The following is a 16,158-nucleotide window of genomic DNA, read 5'->3' on the forward strand; positions in this document are numbered from 1 at the left end:
CCGGCTGCGGCGATCAGGGGCAGGGCTCCTCGCGCTTCACGACGCCGAGGTCGATGGTGCCCTCGACCTCGCCGGTGACCCGCTCGCCCGCGGCGATGTTCTGGTCGCAGACCATCCAGTTGGAGTCGAGCAGCTGCGCCCGCGACCCGAGCAGGTCGTGCGACAGCGACAGGAACACGCCGTTGGTCTGGATCACGTTCTGCGCGGTCTGGAGGTCCAGGCCCACCAGGTCGGGCATGAGGAAGTCGACGACGGGTGCCGCGACGGTGGTCGGTGCGGGCACGACGGTCGGCGGCGCGACGGCCACCGGGCTGGTCGGCGCGGGCGGCAGGGGAGCGGGCGTGCTGGGAGCAGGTGCACTGGTCGACGCGACCGTGCTGGTCGGCGCCGGCGCGGTGGCCGTGCTCGCGTCGTCCTTGCCGGCGTTGCCCGCCGCACCGATGGCGACGACGATCGCGACCACCGCCCAGAAGCCGGGTCGCTTCACCAGAGACTTCTTCGGCGGGGTGGGTGCCGGCCACTGGCCGTGCCCGGGGTGGGGTTGGCCGCCGGGCGGCGGTGCCCAGGACGGCTGGGCCATCGGCGCCGTGGGCGGGCTCCAGGCCGGCGGCGCGTCCCAAGGCTGCGGCTGGCTGGGTGGTGTGGTCATGTCGTCCCCCGTGGTACGTGGATGCGGTGCGATGCGGTCTCGTACCGCTCTATCGGCGTCCGCCGCGGGAGGACGGCGCACCTGACTCATCCGGGATGCCCGATGACTCGTTCGACGCAGGCCGTGCTGCTCCACCGGTTGGCGCACCTGGCCGGCGGGGCACCCGCGGGTCATGACCGATCCGGCTTGGGGCCGCGTCCCCGAGACGACGACGCTGACCGGTCACGAGCAGATCGCCGGGGCCCGGGTGCGTGCTCCACAGGAGCGGACGTCTCGTCGCCGACCCCGACGTCGCGGTGTCATGGCTGATACCGTCCAAGGGTGCCGATGACCCTGCGCCTGACCGACGAGGAAGCAGACGCCCTGCGTCGACAAGCCCAGCTGGAGGACCGTTCCATGCAGGACGTGGCCCGCCAGGCGATCCGCGAGTACGTCGAGGTGCACAGTCGTGCTGAGCTGTTGGACCGCGTTCTGGACAGCGAGTTACCTCGCTATGCCGAGGCGCTGGAGCGGCTCGGCCAGTGATCTACCTGACCGTCGCGGAGCTGCGGCTGGTCGCTGATCGGGCCACGGGCATGCACGTGCAACTGCGGGACGCGGGCCTGCTGGCCGCTGCTGCCGCCCGCCCACGCGCCACGGCATTCGGCGCCGACGCGTATGCCACGCTGGAGGCGAAGGCAGGCGCGCTGGTGCACTCCCTCGCCCGCAACCACGCCCTGGTCGACGGGAACAAACGCCTGGCGCTCGGTGGGCTGATCGCGTTCCTGGGGGTCAACGGCCGGCGGCTGACGCTCACCAACGATGAGGCCTACGACCTCATCATCGACATCGCGACCGGCCGACTCGACGACGTCGGGCAGATCGCGGCCCGCATCCGAGAGGGCTCCGCGGAGCTGCGCCAGAGCTGACGCCGGCCAGCAGCGGCCACTCCTGGGCGTCAGCGGACACGAAGAGCTGTACTCGCGCCTGCGCCGAGGACGGCGGGTGCAGCCGACCGCGAGCGTTCTTCGGGTGGGGGATCAGACCGCGGCCGGCACCGTGTGCACCAGCTCGGCGATCTCCCGCTTGACCGCGTTGAAGGCCGGTGAGGTCACGTCCCGGTCGGCGAGGTCGACGGTCACCACCCGGCTGATGTGGCCGGGCACGCCGTGCGAGGCGCCGCCGGTCATGACCACGACGCGGTCGGCGAGGTAGACGGACTCCTCGATGGAGTGCGTCACGAACACCACCGTCGTCCGGGTTTCGATGTGGATGCGGCGCAGCTCGGTCTGGAGGTCGCCCCGGGTGAGGGCGTCCAGGGCGCCGAACGGCTCGTCCATGAGCAGCAGCGAGGGGTCGTTGGCCAGCACCCGGGCGATGGCCACCCGCTGCTGCATGCCGCCGGAGAGCTGGCCGGGGTAGCGGTCGGCGAACCGGGTCAGGCCGACGGCGGCGATGAACCGGTCGGCGACCTCGCGCACCTGAGCCTTGGGCAGCTTCTTGCGGGCCGGGCCGTAGGCGACGTTCTCCCGCACCGACAGCCACGGGAACAGCCCGTAGTCCTGGAAGACGACGCCGCGGTCGGGGCCGGGCCCGGTGACCGGCACCCCGCCCACCTCGACGACGCCCTCGGTGGCGCGCTCGAAGCCGGCGAGGATGCGCAGCAGCGTGCTCTTGCCGCAGCCGCTGGCACCCACGACGGCGACGAACTCACCGGAGGGGATGGTCAGCGACACGTCGGCCATCGCGACGACGTCGCCGTAGCGCTTGGTCAGGTGCTCGACGCGGACGTCGGCGGTGCGGCCCATGGCTCGTCGTCCTCTACTTGATCAGCGGGCGGTCGCGGAACACGAGGCGGAACAGCAGCGTCAGCAGCCGGTCGGAGAGGAACCCCGCGACGGCGATGCAGATCATCCCGACGACGATCTGGTCGGTCTGCACGACGTCGCGGGCCAGGAAGATCGTCGAGCCCAGGCCGGTCGGGACGCCGGTGGTCTCGCTGAGCACGAGGATCACCCAGGCCAGCCCGAGCCCCACCCGCATGCCGTTGACGATCGCCGGGGCGGCGGCCGGCAGCACCACGCGCATCAGCACCCCGACGCCGGACGTGCCGAGCATGCGGGCGGCCTCGATCAGCCGCTCGGGCACCTGCCGGGCGCCGCTGATCGTGCCGAGCACGATGGGGAAGAACGCCGACAGCGTGATGAGGAAGATCGAGGCCTGGTCGCCGTAGCCGATGAGCAGCGCGACCAGCGGCACCCAGGCGGTCGCCGGCACCGGCCAGAACAGGTTGATCATCGGGTCGAACCCCCGCCCGGTGCTCGTGCCGGAGGACGAGGCGCACCTGTCGGAGTGGATGAACGGGACACTGCGGTTGACGTGGGCGGAGCACCCGGAGCCGTGGACGGTGGAGGCCGCGGTGATCGACGAGCTCCAGCCTCCGCTGAACCAGGCGGACAACACGGCGCACCCGGCGTACGAGTACGTGCGGCAGGCCCGGCGACGCTGGCGCGAGGCAGCGAAGGGGACGCAACGCTGAGGCCGCTGCCGCCCCGCGCGCCCCCGGCCGGTTCTCGTCAGGTGACGAGCGACTCGAGCTTCTGCTGGGTCTCGGCGTCGGTGGAGTGCAGGTAGACGCCGCGCAGACCGCGGGTGAGGAGCACCTTGTAGACGTTGCGCACGAGCAGGTCGAAGTCGGCGTCGCTGACCTTGGTCACGCTGCGGAAGTCGGGATCCCGATTGGCCGACCGGACGGCGATCCAGCGGTCGGTGCGCCACACCAGGTCAGGGCCCATGAGCACGCCGTTCCACTCGTACTCGAATCCCTGGGCGGTGTAGACACACCCGACCTGCCCGAAGCCCCGCTCGTCGCTGGCCCACAGGGCGGCCGGCGGGGCATCTCCCACCGAGCGGTCGCCCTTGAGGTTCCACGGCCGGGACCAGTCCCCGATACGGACGTCAGGTACCAGGCTGCCGTCCTTCTGCGGGTCACTCCACGGCCAGCAGTAGCCGGCCGCGATACGCGCGTTCTCCTTCGCTGCGAGCTTCTCGGCCAGGGCCTGTTCGATGGCCGACGGCGACGGGGCGGTCCGGACGTCGAAGCGCTCGTCGCCCGTCCACGCGACCGGGCCCCCGGCCTGCAGCCCGAGCAGCTTCTCGACCCAGTCGATGTACTGGGCGCTGCCGCCGGAGCGGTACTGGGTCGACAGGTCGATGTGGTGGACGTCGAGCCCCTTCTCGCGGGCGTGCTTCTCGATGTCCTCGATGGTGCCCATCTCCCCGGGCCGCACGACCTGGTTCTGGTCGAGCAGGAACACCGGCACGCGTGCGGCGTCGATCAGCTCGTCGATCTGGCGTCGGTCGCTGCGCAGCTCGGCCTTGGTCCACCGGTTGGCCGACGTCTCGCGGATGCGGTGTGCCTCGTCGGCGATGAGGACGTCGAGGCCGTTCCGGTCGGCTTCCATGAACTGGTTGAAGTACCGGAACAGGGCAGCGGTGCGCGGAGCGCGGTGGCCGGCGACCTTGCGCAGCGTCTGGGTGAACGAGCGCGAACCGGTGGCGTGCGCAGCGCTGATCCCCCGGCGGCCGAGCTCACCGAGCAGGGAGAGTGCGATGACGCTCTTCCCGCTGCCCGGGCCTCCGGCCACGATGACGACGCTCTTGTGGTCGCCGCGGCGCGCCTTCTCCACCTCGTGGAGCACCAGGTCGAAGGCGACTCGCTGCTCGTCCAGCAGGACGAACTGCTCGCGCGTGCGCATCTCCTCGGCGGCCACCCGCAGCAACTGCTTGCTGGGCGCGTGCGGGGAGCGCAACAGCCGGTCGGCGTGCACGGCGGCGTTCACCGGTGACAGACGCGACTGCAGGTAGGTCAGGAAGTCGCCACGGTCCCGACCGGTGAACAGTCGCCCGAGCTCGTCCTGCGGGTAGCTGCGCAGGACGTCGACCCGCTCGTCCGTGGCGTTGTGCAGGTAGGCGGCGCCGGACAGCACGTCGGTGGTCCCGTGCAGCACGGTGACGAAGTCCAGCAGGTACTCGCCGTAGGCGCGGACCTGAGCGACGGGGTGCAGTACCGGTCGCGGGCCGTAGCTGGGCTGGAGGATCAGCTCGGGATCACCCTCGAACAGGGTCGCTGCCGTCCACTGCTTGAGCTCGACGACCACGTACGACGGGCCACCGGTGCGGGGGTGCTGGCCGGCGAGCACGACGTCGATCCGCTTGCTGGACAACGGGAGCTGGTACTCGAGCAGGACCTCGACGCCCTGGAGGTCGGCCTGAGCGAGGTCGGCGGCCAGCGCGCCGAGGCTGGCGTCCCACGAGCGCACCTCGGACGCCGACGGGCTGCGGCTCATCCGATGACGCATCTGATCGGCCAGCGTCGACCCGAGGCGACCGGACGCCGCAAGGGTCGCCAGGCCGGCGGCAGACGTACGGAGCAGTGACAAGGACAGTCCCCAGGCAGCACGAAGTCATCGTGCGGAGGGGGCATGTCCATGGTTCGGAAGCCTGTCGTACCGCGTTCGCCGGTCACCCTAGACGGCGTCGAGGTGGGTGCTCAGGCGACTCGCGCGGCGTGGAAGACGTCGGCCGGCAGCTCGTGGTCGAGCTGCCACACGATGCGCATCGGTCGGTTGCCGGTGTGCGACTGATAGCTCATCGGGCCGGCGTAGAGGTAAGGCGGCACCCCCAGTGCGCCGTCTTGTGTCTTGGTCTCGCGGACGAACAGGTGCACTGAGCTGCCCTGTTCCCGGTGTCGCATGTACCGCTGGCCCACCGGCGACGTCTCCGTGGTGGTGTTCTGTGACTCCCACTGGAACAGCGTCGGCGTGATGGCGTGGTCGGCGTACATGGTCGTGGGGGAGAAGTGGCCCTCGGTCTTGGTCAGGGTCACGAAGAACAGGTCGGCCCGCTCGTCGGGCACCCAGCGGACGCCCGACCCGAAGGTGCCCGCCAGGTTCGTCATGCCGAACGCCGCGAGTGCCTCCTCTCGGCTGTAGCGAGCGTGTACGTGCAGCGGTCGGGCGCCGGGCGTCGTCGGCGCCACGCGGTGGATGCGTGTCCGCATGAGCTCGGCGAGCTCGCGCAGTTCGGATGCACGGACACGGTCGGCGAGCAGTCGCTCCAGAGTCGAGTTCGTGGACTGGAACGCCTCACCGGAGCCCCAGAGACCGAAGTGGAGCATCGCGGCCAGGCGGCGGCTGCGCTCGTCCTCGGGCATCCGTCCCGTGGTGAGCGCCAGCACCAGCTGGTCCAGTCGCTCTAGATCATCGAGGTGCAACATCCGCGCGAAAGCGCTGCGCAGCCGGTCGTCGTCGGGTCCGGGCGGGCTGATTTCCACACCAGAGCTGCGACGCAGATCGACCCAGCTGCGTCTCTGCCCGCGGTACAGGTCCTCGAGCTCCAGCCCGGTCTCGTCGAGGAAACCAGCCAGCCCGGTGTCGGGCACAGAGGACAGCTCGCGCGCCAGCTCGGGCCAGGGCAAGCGCAGGGACTGGCGGATGTTGTCCAGCACCACCTGTTGCGCCACCCGGTCGAGCTGGACAGAGCAGCCGGCGGGCAGGGTGGGGAACCCGAGCTCGACCTCACGCTCCAGCCCCCGGCGCGACGCCCCGGTCAGGGCGCGGAAGCGACGGTCGAACCGGAAGTCGCGGTGCTGGGCACCGATGAAGTCGAGCACCGTCAGGCAAGCCTTACCCGGCGACAGTCGCAGCCCCCGTCCGAGCTGCTGGAGGAACACCGTCGCGCTCTCCGTGGGGCGCAGGAACAGAACCGTGTCGATCTCGGGCAGGTCGAAGCCCTCGTTGAACAGGTCGACGCTGAAGAGCACGTTGACGCTCCCGTCGCGCAACGCTCTCAGCGCCGCGGCACGCGCGTCGGAGTTGTCGCGCGAGGTGACGGCGAGGCTGCGGATGCCGGCGGCCGAGAACCGCTCGGCCATGAACGAAGCGTGCTCGATGCTGACGCAGAAGCCCAAAGCCTTCATGGCTTGCGGGGCGCTGACGGTGTCCAGGACCGCCTGCAGAATCAGTCGGGCCCGAGCGTCGCTGCCGGTGTACAGGTTGGTCAGCTCGCCGACGTCGTAGCCCTTGCCCCGGCGCCAGGTGACGCTGTCCAGGGGGACGTCGTCGTGCCGGCCGAAGTACTGGAACGGTGAGAGGAGCCCCTGCTCCAGTGCTTCCCACAGTCGCAGTTCGACGGCGATCCGCCCGTCGAACCAGCGCCGGACGTCGGTGCCGTCTGTGCGTTCGGGGGTCGCCGTCAACCCGACGAGCACCTTCGGCTGCAGGTGCTCCAGCAGTCGTCGGTAGGTGGCCGCCTCCGCGTGGTGGAACTCGTCGACGACGACCAGGTCGAACAGGTCCGGCCGCATCGTCGAGAGGTCCAGCTGCGCGAGTGACTGCACCGAGGCGAAGACGTGCTGCCACTGCGTGGGCTTGTGGCCGTCGACGAGCAGCTCACCGAAGTCACCGCGCCGCAGCACCTGCCGGAAGGTGGAGCGGCTCTGGGTCAGGATCTCCTTGCGGTGAGCCACGAACAGCACCGTCTCGGCGTGACCGGCAGCGCGCAGCGCCCTGTAATCCAACGCGGACACGACCGTCTTGCCCGTCCCGGTCGCCATCACGACGAGGTTCTTCCACCGATCGTGCACCAGACGCTCGGCGTCCAGTGCCTCCAGAATCTCCTGCTGGTAGCCGAACGGTCGGACGTCGAGCGACGTCAGCTCGGTCGGCTGGTCGCCGCGGCCACTGCGCTCGACGGCGAGGGCCCGGTCGAACTCGTCGCCGTCGTACGGCTTGAACGACGCGTCGTGCCAGTAGGTCTCGAAGGTGTCGGCGAACGTCTCGAGCAGGTGTGACTGCTCGACGGCGGACAACCGGACGTTCCACTCCAGGCCGTCGATGAGCGCAGTCCGCGACAGGTTGGACGAGCCGACGTAGCCGGTGGAGAAGCCGCTCTTCCGGTGGAAGAGCCAGGCCTTGGCGTGCAGGCGCGTCGTCCGGGTCTCGTAGGAGATCCGGACCTCGGCTCCGGCAGCGACCAGGCGATCCACGGCACGTCGTTCCGTTGCGCCCATGTAGGTGGTGGTGATGACGCGCAGTCGGACTCCGCGGCGTTGTGCCTCGTCGAGTGCCTGCTCCAACACGCGGACGCCGTGCCAGGTGATGAACGCGCACAACAGGTCCACCGAGTCGGCTGACGCCAGCTCCCGCTCGACCTCATAGCCGATGCGGGGCTGTCCGCGGCCGTTGATCAGCAACGCACTGGTGCTGAGCGGCACTTTCGGGCGCACCGGGAAGACTGCCGGGGCCGGGGTCGTCCGCGGCGTCGCCACCGCTAGAAGCTGCTCGCCGGGCGCTCTGACGTCGTCATCTTGGGGGATGAGCTCGGGACCTGAGGCCTGTCGCACTGCGTCGGCGATGCGGTTGGTGAGTTCGACCTGGGCCCTGATGCCCTGCCCGGATACGGACCGGAGTGCGCGCGCGACGAGGCCGGACAGGTGACGCGTGAGCGCGACGTGGGAGTCCGCGGCATCCAGTTCCCCACGGTCGACGAGTTCGCCGTCCACCGCCTCCAGTCGACGGGCGAGCCCCCGCGTCATCAGGTGCTCGTAGATGCCCGGCTCTACGTCCGACATGTGATCCCCCGATTGCCCGAGCCGCCGCCCCCGGCGGCGGCCAGGGCCGATTTCGCGCTCCAAGTAATGGCACTGATACGAACCGTCAGCATCTCATCCGGCGTGGTGATGACCACCGTCCGGTCCACCAGTTCACTCAGTGCGTGCTCGACACGACTCAGATCGACCCCGGGACACCCGGCGGTTCCCTTCTCCGCACCTATGAGGCCCGTCGTCTTGCGCGGGAGGAAGCGGTCCGCTGCAGGCACCCCCGAATCGGCGGCCTGATGTTGGCGCTTCAACGAGAGCCGGGCACCATCTCGGCTTTCCGGAGCGGTGCGGAAGGCGAGGCCCTGGTCGCCGAGCGGCTTAGACGCGCGTGTGGGCCCGACGTGCAGTTGCTCTTCAACCGCAGCTTGGGGGCAGGTCGTCGGGACGGAGACATCGACGTGCTCGCCGTGACCCCGACCGGTGTGCATGTCATCGACGTGAAGAAGTACGCAAGAGCAACCGTGCGGGTGCGGCGCACGGGTGGCCTGATCAGCTTTGTCACCGAGCAGCTGATGGTCAACGGTCGAGACCAGACTCGGCTTCTCGCCTCAGTCAAGCGCCAAGAGGACGCAGTCCGGGATGCCCTGTCCACCCTTCCGTGGTCCGACGTGGTGCCTCTGCACCTCGCGCTCTGCTTCGTAGGTTCAGATCTGCCCCTTTTCGCGAAACAAGTGCAAGGGGTCGCGGTACTCGGGGCCAAGGGGCTCGCTAAGCGGCTCAACTCGGTTGGCTCGCTGGGACCTACACTCCGCGCGTCTATGACCCGACATCTTGCAGTGCAGTTGCCGGTCGCCTGAGGCCACAGGGGAATCGATAGGGCCCCTTGAGACGCTGTTGGGGCACTCCAAGGCCGTGCTTCGTTCGGCGACGCGCAGCAAGTGTTGATCGTCGACCAACTGACGCGCCTGAGCGTGCATGATCAGGAGATCAATGCAGGAGGCGCTAAAGAGTTATTCGAGATCGAGCACGCTTCTACTCGACGGGTTTTGGGTTCAAGTCCTATCGAGGGAGCTCTGACCAGGGCATATAGCTCTGGAGCTTCGAACCAGGCGTCATCAACTCATCGGAAACCGATGAGGGCAGGTGCCGCATGGGACGACCACCGCTGCCGGTGGGCACGTTCGGCAAGATCGGCTTCCTGCTCTTGCCCAGCGGTGAGATTCAGGCCCGCGCCCGCTTCCGGGACTTCGACGGCCGCACCCGGCTGGTCTCCAAGACCGGTGTCAGCCGCGCTGCCGCTGAGCGGGCGCTGAAGACCGAGTTGCCCGCCCGCCGCGGGCCCGGGGGAGCCGGGGTCATCACCGCGAGCTCCCGGGTGTCCGCACTCGTCGAGGCATGGCTGGCGCACCACGGCTGGTCCACCGGCACCGAACGCACCTACCGCTCGGTGATCCGCACCTCGGTGCTCCCCGCCTTCGGCCAGCTGACGCTGTAGGAGGCCACCCACGGCCGGGTCGGCCGCGCGCTCACCGCGATCGCCAAGGCCAGCGGGCCGGTGCGGCCAAAACCGCCCGCGCCTGCCTGTCCGGCATGTTCTCCCAGGCCACCGACGACGGCGCCGTCGGTGCCAAACCCGTGCGCGACGCCACCGTCCGGATCGACACCACCGCCACGAAGGCACCCCGGGCGCTGATCGTCGAGCAGACTACCCGGCTGGTCGAGCTGTTCCGGGGGAGTGCCCGGGCTAACGAGCTGGACGTCGTCGACATCGTCGACTGGATGCTCGCGACCGGTGCGCGGATCGGTGAGGCGGTGTCGCTGCGGACGGCGGAGACCGCCGGTTGACCGCTGCTGGACCTGGACGCCGGCACCTGGGAGGTCATCGCGACCGCGGTGCGGGTGCCCAAGCAGGGGATGGTCGTCCAGCCGCGGACCAAGACCGCCGCCGGCTGGCGGATCATTGCGGTGCCGGAGTTTGCGATCGAGATGGTGCGCCGCCGGCTCGCGTCACCCCACCGGCCGGACACCGAGCTGGTCTTCCCGGCGCCGTTCGCCGGGACGCTGCGCGACCCGAACAGCGTCTCCGGTGACCTGCGCCAGCTGCTGGACTCCTTCTTGTGCGAGGTATTCGACGGAACCGGCTTCCTGCCGGCGACGAGCACGTCGCCGGCGGGCCGCCGGGTGCGCTGCACTAAGGGGCCCTGGTCCTGGGTCACCCCGCACACCTTCCGCAAGACGGTGGCCACCCGGCTCGACGAGGCTGGGATCACCCCCGCGGCAGGTCGCCGATCAGCTCGGTCACGCCAACCCGTCGATGACCCTGAACGTCTACTTCGGCCGTCAGGTCGTCAGCTCCAGCCGCTCGTCCACCTCAGCTGGCGCCTGCGGAGCACGTTCAGGGAGGAGTCAGATAGCGCGCCGAGCCTCCTGTACAACGCCATCGCAGCTAAGTTTCGCTGCAGTCGGGGCGCCGATGTCCATCGCGTCGCTCTTCCCGACGGACGCCTTCATCCACCGCCTTGGAGGCGTCGCGCCACAGCTGCAGATCAACTCGCCCGGGCAGGCGCAGGAGTTCGATCGACTCAACTCCGAGAGCGAGTTTCGGCGCGGCGTGTCAGCCCCGTTGGCGGGGCTGCTCGGCCAACTTAGTTGGGACGTCGCGCCCTGGCTGCTGCCTGTGGCGCTCGCGTTACCGGTCGTGCTGCTCGGCCAGTCGTTCCGCCGTCAACGCGGGGCGATCAATGTCCTGGCCAACAGCGTCTACCTAGACCAGATGAAGCTCCCCGCCTTCGAGCGGTGCGTCCAGGTGCTCGGTGACGCACATCCACCGGCCGGGGCACCGTTCGGGGCGTGAGTTGCGGCCACGTCCATCGCGTGGCAAAGCACGGAGGAATACTGGCTCTCGCATGGGATCGCAACCCAGTTCTACGAGAGGTACGAATCTGACGCAGCGGAAGTCGATGCCTTCCGCCAGTACGTCCTAGCGCATGCGCCCGGCCACCAAGACCTGCTTGTGTACTGGGGTCACCCGCTGGCTTCGTGAACCGGCGCACCAACGTCAATCCCGCGCTGGCCTAGCCAACCCGGGGGGAATCAGCTCAGCACACGCGCATATCTACGTCCTGGCCCCCTGAGTGGCAGACGACACTCGACGTTTCCCGCGGCGCAACAGCATGGATGACACCCTGCTGTGCTTGGGCAGCTGCCGAATACGAGGCCCTGGGTCGCCGACCTAAGGGAAACCGGGTGGAAGTGCGGCAGCCAAGCTGACAGTGCCCTCCGCAGGCAGTGACGTGCCGATGGCGGCTCGATCGGCTCAGCGAGTGCCGTGCGGCGACGCCGCGCCCTTGGTCTCCCACCACCGGTCGCACTGACCTCCTCGCAGAGCACGCGGCGGCCCACCTTGACCCCCGCCGGTCCGATCTCGGCGTGACGCCAGTACCAGGCCGTGGCCGGGCTTGTTTGAATTTACGCGGCGGCGTCCTCAGTCGTGAGAAGTCGAGATGACATCGCGTCCCTTCAGGATCTTATGGTCGTTGGTCACCTCGAAAGGCGTTGGACGTTCCGTGCGGCTGCCGACCACCGCAAGGGACCTCGCGGCGCGCGATGGCAGGACGCGACTCCTCCAGGTCATCCCGGGCGCCGCCCGCCGCTTCACGGCGCGTCACCACCGGCTCAGGCGTTCCTGGCCGGCGCGTGGCTGTCGGTTCCTCCGCAACGCCGAGGTCGAAACTGTCGGACCCTCTTGCGAGTCTCGGCGCATGAGCCGGGAGAACCACCGTATCGAGCTCGTCGGACCGGGTCTGGTCACTAGGACGGCGCGCGCGCTGGACGAGCTGCAGGGCCTGGCGGATGGGGCGTCCGACGTGCAGACCGTTCTCGCCAACATCGAACGCGAGATTGAAACGAGTCGACACGCACTGGAGGTTCTCCTGCGCGGGCGGGACTCCTTCGACACGCTTGCATTCATCCGCCATGCCGTCAGCCCTTGGGAGCTCAGTCAGTCGCATGAATCAGAAACCACTGTGGAAACTTCCCAAGCCGCCCAGGATGTCATTGCACTTGTCCTCCTTGGAATGGGACTGCCGAGAACGCCTTTAACGGGACAGAATTCTGGCCAACCTGACTGCGCAGAGGCGATGCGTCTAGCCGGCAGAATTGTCGACTGCTGTCGGACCCTCGCCGTCTTCCGAGGTCGCCTGTCGAAGCTGCCTCTCGCATCGCTCGCCGGCGAGTTCCTGGGGTACGAACTCTCCGTGAGGGGCCGTCAGTACCAGTCCGTTGCCGAAGAGCTGAACTCCGGACTGCTCAAAGACCCCACAGTAAGCAAGATCATGGCTGACGTGCTTGGCTTCACGGTTGATGTGATGCGATTAACCCGAACAGCTTCCCTTCAGCTATTCAATCAACGCTTCTTCGGTGCGCGTGACCGAATCGGCGACCTAGTCCAGTCTGGCGTCAACCCGACCGAGCTCGAGGCGGAAGCGGCTCGACGAGATTACAATCTGATGTTGAACGAGTGTCGACTCTTCGGCGCGGTATCGTCGGCCGATGTGTCAGCTCTCGCCGGTATTGAGCAGGACTCGGCTCGACGCATTCTCGAATTCTTTGCAACTGCTCGACCCGAGACGACCGAACCCGGTATGGTCGACCGATATCGTCTCGGGAGGACCACCGGTCCGGGCGGGAGCATTCGCGACGGTGACGAATACCTGATCCTCAATGGCTTCATGGCTGAGGACGAACTGCGCCGCAACCTCGAGAGGGGCTTTCTCGCTGCGGCAGCCGCGGGCGGGAGAGCTGCGCCGGCCTGGGACAAATACGTGCGTCGACGGGCGGCCTTCTCCGAAACCATGACCGGATCGACGATCGGCCGGCTGTTAGGCGGAGCTCAGCCGCGCTGGACTGGGCAGCATTACCTCGGCCCCGTCGACCCCGCAGACCACGCCGAGTTCGCTAGTGGGCGCACGCCGGTCGCGGGTGAAGGACGCACCTTCGAGTCCGATCTCCTCTTCATCGTAGACGGCGTGGCCCTGTGCGTCGAGGTGAAGGCGGGATCGATTACCGAGAAAGCGCGCAGTGGCAACGCGCAACGTCTGGCCGCGGACCTGCAGAAGACGCTGTCGGAAGCCAACACGCAGGCGAACCGCCTGGCGACGCTCGTCAAGTCCAACAATGGCGTGTGGGCGAGCGACGGCAGTTGGCTCGATCTGTCCGCCGTTCAGGAGATCCACTCAGTCGTCGTAATGCTCGACGACATGGGGCCACTGTCGCTCGCCATGAACGAACTGGCCCAGCAGGGGGTCATTGCAACGACCGACGTGCCGTGGATCGTAAGTCTTCACGATCTGATCGTCTTCAGTCGCACCATTGACCATCCCGCTCAATTCCTCGAGTACGTGCGACGACGGCGGGGCCGTAAGCTCGCTACCATGGTCGTCGGCGCCGACGAGTTGGACATGCTGATGTGGTTCATGACCGGTGGAATGTTCTTCGAGCCGGATCCGGACGAGGTTAGTGCGCAGGTCCCCGTTCTGCGGCGGGTGCGACCGTCTGAGATCAGACGGTTTGAAGATGAGGGGCGGGTCCACCTCGGAACCCTGACCGATCCGCTCGACGCGTGGATCTACTCGACAGAAGGCACTTCCCACCGGGCCGCTCCGAAGCCGACGCGCCGAGAAGAACCGTGGGTCGAGGCTTATCTCGCGGCGAGCGAATCAGCGCAGTGGCCTGGATGGCTACGAACGGGTGCTGATCTGGTGAGCCTCAGTCGCAGCTCGCAACGCCACATCGGCAAGTCGCTGAAAACGGTTCGACGACTGGCGCGAACCGCTGACCGAGAACGAAGCCTCACAACCCACGGGACAACCCCCTACGGATCATGGTTGCTGACACTGGCCGTTGCTAGAGCGGGCGTGCCGGTAGGTCACCTCGTCGACTACATCGAAGCGAAGCAGTACCAGACCGCATCCAACCGGGCACTGCTCCTCATCTACCGACCGGATGGCTCGATCGCGACGTCCCAGTATCGCGGCGAACCCCAACCGCGATCGCCGGAGCGGGACATCGAGATCGCGACGTCCCCACTCCTCAGTCTCGACGAGACGTTCGCGAAAGCACCGCCACGCGGGCAGCGGGGCCCCGCCTCGAAGCGACGAAAGCGACCGAAGCGACGACGGTGACCAAGAGATGACCTTTTATCTGGCAGCGTGGCATCGGTGAGCGCAGGTCCGGTCGCGACGCCTGATGGACTTGCGGGACGTCGGACGGCTCCTCAGGTGTACTGCCTCCCTTGTGCCCACAGATGGGTGGGCAGAGCCGACAACCGAGTCGCAATCGGCACGTGGCCCGATGGTTCGCCCATCGACGAGTACTGCCGGGCGGCACCAGCAACGCCGCCGTCTCCCGATTCACGCGCGCCGACAAGTGTCACCCCCCCGCGACGCGAGAATCAGTCGCGCGGCCTCGTCATGGAGGTCCACTGCAGCCCGTCGAACCAGCGCAGGAGCGAAGCATCTCCCTGCGGGTCCGAGTAGAAGCCCGCGGGCGGAGCGACGACCGGAACGGGCGCCGGGGCGCCCAGCTCGCCGCGCATGTCCCGCACTGCCTCGCGCACGTTGGCGTGATCGTTCTGGTTGATCATCTGTCGCTGGTTCTCGATCATGACGCCGGTCTGCACGACCTGGACTCGCGCAGCGTTGCGCGTCTGCTTGGCGTACTTCACGGCACGCTCGCCCTTGCTGCGGTAGCCGATCATGCCCGCAGTGCTGATCGACATGGTCTTGCGCAGGATGCCCATCGTGTCCTCTCGTTCCTACGTGTGAGACGACATGGTGCTGCTTCCTCCAGATGTGCTAGCCCACTGGACACGCTCAAGTGACCCGAGTTGGTGACCTGGGGACCGGGTCCGCTGGGGCCATGGGAGCCGCAGCTCAGAGGGCTCGCGGGCCGCGTCACCCTTCGCCAGCCTGCGGTTCGCCGACTGTGGCGAGCTGCTCGTGCACTCCAGCAATCAGTGGCAAGCCCACCAGTCCGACCGCTACGGCGAGCGCTCGGCGCCCGGCCTCATTGTCCGGACTGAACTGCGCGGGGCGCACGTCAGCGACCCCGGCGAGCTCATGTACCCGGAGCAGTCCGCCGTCCACGACTTCGCCGCCGGGGACCTCGCGGGCCTGGCGCAGCTCGGCGCGGGAGCGTGCGAGCCCGCGCTCTGACCGCTCCCGACGCCACGTCGGTCAGGCGCCGCGCTCCGCGGACTGCTTCCGCTGGTCCTGCGCCCGCCGCCGCCTCACCTCGGCCCGCGCCACCACGAACGCCACCAGCACCGGGGCCACGTACGTCGCCTTGTCCAGCAGTTCCCGCACCCACGCGGGCAGCTCGGGCAGGTCCCAGTCGGGCAGCGGGATCGTCGGCAGGTCCCAGTCCGGCCACGGGATGGACGGCAAGTCCCAGTCCGGCCACGGGATCGCCGGCAGCGACACCTGGGCCAGCAGCCACAGCACCACCAACGGCAGCACGACGCCGAGGACGGCGCCTCCGGCGTGCCGGGCGGCGTGCAGGTTGGGGTGGGCGCGGATCCACGCCTCCCGAGCGGCCGCCTTCGACCCCGGCTCGGGGTCCAGGTCGGTGCCGCCGAGACCGGTGTGCGCAGCGGCCACGGCGCCGGGCCTCGTGTCGGGCGACCACCAGGTGATGCGCCGGGCGGGACCGGTGAAGCGCGGCAGCCTGACCCCGACCGCACCGTGCTCGCCGCCGTTGAGGACGACGTGCTCGTCGCTGGTCGTGGTCGCCGCGACCTCGGTGCCGTCGACCAGCCAGCCGACCCGGCGGCGCAGGCGGACCTCGGTGATCTCGACCCGGTGCTCGCGGCCGTCGCAGGTCAGCAGCCACCGCTCGGGTGCCTTCCGTGAGCGCAGCGACGTCACGC

At 68.6% G+C, this 16,158-nt stretch carries 16 protein-coding genes; 9 read left to right on the forward strand and 7 right to left on the reverse strand.

The annotated features are described in order from the left end of the window. Positions 1-13: 13 nt before the first annotated feature. Entirely contained in the window at positions 14-487 is a 474-nt protein-coding gene (locus tag G1H19_RS15425) for a hypothetical protein (RefSeq protein WP_152727329.1), read from the reverse strand. Positions 488-976: 489 nt separating this feature from the next. Between G1H19_RS15425 and G1H19_RS15430 the strand changes: the two genes are divergently transcribed. Together G1H19_RS15430 and G1H19_RS15435 are read left to right on the forward strand one after the other, a co-directional pair. Further along, positions 977-1,174, forward strand: a complete 198-nt coding sequence (locus G1H19_RS15430) for a ribbon-helix-helix protein, CopG family (protein WP_152727874.1) — start codon at positions 977-979, stop codon at positions 1,172-1,174. Next, positions 1,171-1,557 (forward strand): type II toxin-antitoxin system death-on-curing family toxin, encoded by a 387-nt coding sequence (locus tag G1H19_RS15435; protein ID WP_162392370.1) that lies wholly within the window; start codon positions 1,171-1,173, stop codon positions 1,555-1,557. The genes G1H19_RS15430 and G1H19_RS15435 overlap by 4 nt, the downstream gene beginning before the upstream one ends. A 111-nt stretch (positions 1,558-1,668) precedes the next feature. On the opposite strand, the gene G1H19_RS15440 is transcribed toward G1H19_RS15435, so the two are convergent. Both G1H19_RS15440 and G1H19_RS15445 read right to left on the reverse strand, forming a co-directional pair. Continuing rightward, entirely contained in the window at positions 1,669-2,436 is a 768-nt protein-coding gene (locus G1H19_RS15440) for an ABC transporter ATP-binding protein (RefSeq protein WP_152727330.1), read from the reverse strand. 13 nt (positions 2,437-2,449) lie between these two features. Beyond that, a complete protein-coding gene (locus tag G1H19_RS15445; RefSeq protein WP_235909168.1) occupies positions 2,450-2,926 on the reverse strand; it encodes an ABC transporter permease in 477 nt (158 codons plus the stop codon). A 19-nt stretch (positions 2,927-2,945) separates the two neighbouring features. On the opposite strand from G1H19_RS15445, the gene G1H19_RS15450 reads away from it, so the two are divergent. Next, positions 2,946-3,167 (forward strand): GIY-YIG nuclease family protein, encoded by a 222-nt coding sequence (locus G1H19_RS15450; protein WP_162392099.1) that lies wholly within the window; start codon positions 2,946-2,948, stop codon positions 3,165-3,167. Between the two features lie 37 nt (positions 3,168-3,204). On the opposite strand, the gene G1H19_RS15455 is transcribed toward G1H19_RS15450, so the two are convergent. Both G1H19_RS15455 and G1H19_RS15460 read right to left on the reverse strand, forming a co-directional pair. Further along, positions 3,205-4,977 carry a DUF2075 domain-containing protein gene (locus G1H19_RS15455; RefSeq protein ID WP_202925780.1) on the reverse strand — a complete coding sequence of 591 codons (1,773 nt, stop codon included), beginning with the start codon at positions 4,975-4,977 and terminating at the stop codon, positions 3,205-3,207. Between the two features lie 203 nt (positions 4,978-5,180). Beyond that, positions 5,181-8,261: a DUF3427 domain-containing protein gene (locus G1H19_RS15460; protein WP_152727333.1), complete on the reverse strand. Its 3,081-nt coding sequence runs from the start codon at positions 8,259-8,261 to the stop codon at positions 5,181-5,183. A gap of 143 nt (positions 8,262-8,404) precedes the next feature. Between G1H19_RS15460 and G1H19_RS15465 the strand changes: the two genes are divergently transcribed. The 5 genes from G1H19_RS15465 to G1H19_RS15485 all read left to right on the forward strand — a co-directional run bounded on the left by G1H19_RS15465 (position 8,405) and on the right by G1H19_RS15485 (position 14,413). Beyond that, a complete protein-coding gene (locus G1H19_RS15465) occupies positions 8,405-9,088 on the forward strand; it encodes a nuclease-related domain-containing protein (RefSeq protein ID WP_152727334.1) in 684 nt (227 codons plus the stop codon). Between the two features lie 293 nt (positions 9,089-9,381). Further along, positions 9,382-9,726, forward strand: coding sequence for a hypothetical protein (locus G1H19_RS15470; protein ID WP_152727335.1), 345 nt, complete (start codon positions 9,382-9,384; stop codon positions 9,724-9,726). 95 nt (positions 9,727-9,821) lie between these two features. Beyond that, positions 9,822-10,076, forward strand: coding sequence for a hypothetical protein (locus tag G1H19_RS15475; protein ID WP_162392369.1), 255 nt, complete (start codon positions 9,822-9,824; stop codon positions 10,074-10,076). A 628-nt stretch (positions 10,077-10,704) separates the two neighbouring features. Then, positions 10,705-11,085, forward strand: coding sequence for a hypothetical protein (locus G1H19_RS15480; RefSeq protein WP_162392368.1), 381 nt, complete (start codon positions 10,705-10,707; stop codon positions 11,083-11,085). A 907-nt stretch (positions 11,086-11,992) separates the two neighbouring features. Then, a complete protein-coding gene (locus G1H19_RS15485) occupies positions 11,993-14,413 on the forward strand; it encodes a hypothetical protein (RefSeq protein WP_202925779.1) in 2,421 nt (806 codons plus the stop codon). Between the two features lie 269 nt (positions 14,414-14,682). Here the strand turns inward: G1H19_RS15485 and G1H19_RS15490 are convergent, their stop codons facing one another. After that, positions 14,683-15,030, reverse strand: coding sequence for a DUF2510 domain-containing protein (locus tag G1H19_RS15490; protein WP_152727337.1), 348 nt, complete (start codon positions 15,028-15,030; stop codon positions 14,683-14,685). Between the two features lie 199 nt (positions 15,031-15,229). Between G1H19_RS15490 and G1H19_RS22675 the strand changes: the two genes are divergently transcribed. Beyond that, complete coding sequence (locus tag G1H19_RS22675; RefSeq protein ID WP_193616464.1) at positions 15,230-15,445, forward strand: hypothetical protein; 216 nt, start codon at positions 15,230-15,232, stop codon at positions 15,443-15,445. A gap of 21 nt (positions 15,446-15,466) precedes the next feature. Here G1H19_RS22675 and G1H19_RS15500 read toward each other — a convergent pair whose 3' ends face one another. Further along, complete coding sequence (locus tag G1H19_RS15500; RefSeq protein WP_152727338.1) at positions 15,467-16,156, reverse strand: hypothetical protein; 690 nt, start codon at positions 16,154-16,156, stop codon at positions 15,467-15,469. Between the last annotated feature and the right edge of the window lie 2 nt (positions 16,157-16,158).

Origin of the sequence: Goekera deserti (assembly GCF_010685995.1) — a bacterium.
Lineage (GTDB): Bacteria > Actinomycetota > Actinomycetes > Mycobacteriales > Geodermatophilaceae > Goekera > Goekera deserti.